This window comes from Megasphaera sp. AF13-6AC (assembly GCF_027685385.1).
Classification (GTDB): domain Bacteria; phylum Bacillota; class Negativicutes; order Veillonellales; family Megasphaeraceae; genus Megasphaera; species Megasphaera micronuciformis.
In genome coordinates this window covers 1-1,517 of sequence record NZ_JAQCUN010000021.1, presented here as the reverse complement: position 1 = coordinate 1,517, position 1,517 = coordinate 1, and the positions used below count along the sequence as shown (strand labels likewise).

2 protein-coding genes are annotated in these 1,517 nt (G+C 43.4%); both read left to right on the top strand.

Annotated features, from left to right (window positions below; genetic code table 11):
* A partial coding sequence (locus PGX78_RS02385; RefSeq protein WP_270445235.1) for an FtsW/RodA/SpoVE family cell cycle protein occupies nt 1-455 on the top strand: 455 nt, incomplete at its 5' end.
* Between the two features lie 12 nt (nt 456-467).
* On the top strand, nt 468-1,517 hold a 1,050-nt coding region (locus PGX78_RS02380; protein WP_270445234.1), incomplete at its 3' end, for a TIGR03960 family B12-binding radical SAM protein.

Here is a 1,517-nt window from a genome sequence, read left to right as displayed (position 1 = left end):
CAGATCCCTTCGGAGCCGGCTATCATATCATTCAGTCAAAAATAGCTATCGGTTCGGGAATGCTTTTCGGCAAGGGTCTTTTCAAAGGGACTCAGAGTCAGTTGAATTTTTTACCTGAAAATCATACGGATTTTATTTTTTCCGTTATCGGTGAAGAATTGGGATTTTTAGGGTGTCTCTTTTTACTTTTTTTATATTTTGTACTCATTTACAGGGCCTTGGTTACGGCTAAGGAATGCAAGGAACCTTTTGGAATGTTACTGGTTACGGGTATTGTAGCCATGTGGACTTTTGAAATACTCGTCAATGTCGGTATGACTTGCGGTATTATGCCTGTTACGGGTATTCCGTTACCCTTTATGAGTTACGGTGTCAGTGCTTTGACTACTAATATGATGGCCCTGGCGGTAGTATTGAGTGTCCATATGCGACAACAATCGGCAATTTTTTTATAGACGGAGAATAACGTGCAAATACAGATAGATCCCATACTATTAAGTAAGGTACAGAAGCCGGCCCGATATGTGGGTGGAGAATGGAACAGCGTAGTAAAAAATCACAGTGATGTAGATTTTACGGTTGCTTACTGTTTTCCTGATGTTTATGAAGTGGCTATGAGTCATTTAGGACTCAGAATTTTGTATGCTCTCTTGAATAAACGCAGTGATACGGCAGCGGAACGGGTTTATGCCCCGTGGCCGGATATGGAAGAATTAATGCGTAAAAAGGGATATCCCCTTTATTCACTGGAAACGAAGACGGCTGTTCGCGATTTTGATATGGTCGGCTTTACGCTTCAATATGAAATGAGTTTTACCAATATTTTGAACATGCTCGATTTGGCGGGAATTCCCTTGCTTGCATCGGAACGTAGTGAAGAAACCCCTCTTATTGTTGCCGGAGGGCCTTGTACCTATAATCCCGAACCCTTGGCCGAATACTTTGATCTCTTTTGTCTCGGCGAATCGGAAGAATCGGTTCAATTATTGGCTGACACGATTATTGCTTGGAAGAAAGCCGGTAAGCCGGGCGGGAAAAAAGGTCTGTTAAAAACATTGGCTATGCAAAAGGGAAATTACGTACCTGCTTTTTACGAGCCTCACTATGATTCGGAAGGGAATTTTCTGGCTTTGGTCCCTACGGAAGCGGAGGCGAAAACATGCATTGAAAAATGTGTTGTTGCCGATGAAGAAACGGTTTTTTATCCGACGGAACCGATTGTGCCGAATATTGATATCGTTCATAATCGGGCTGTTGTTGAACTCTTTCGCGGTTGCAGTCGCGGGTGCCGTTTTTGTCAGGCAGGAGTTTTGTATCGACCCGTAAGGGAAAAAACACCGGAGCATTTGGCGGATTTAGCTGAACAAATAGTTAAAAATTCCGGGTATGATGAAATTTCTCTCATGAGTCTGAGCTCTGCAGACTATTCGCGACTTCCCGAATTAGTCGACTTACTGTTGGAACGCTTTAAGGGGAAGAAGGTCAGCGTCAGTCTGCCGTCATTACGAGTCGACAGC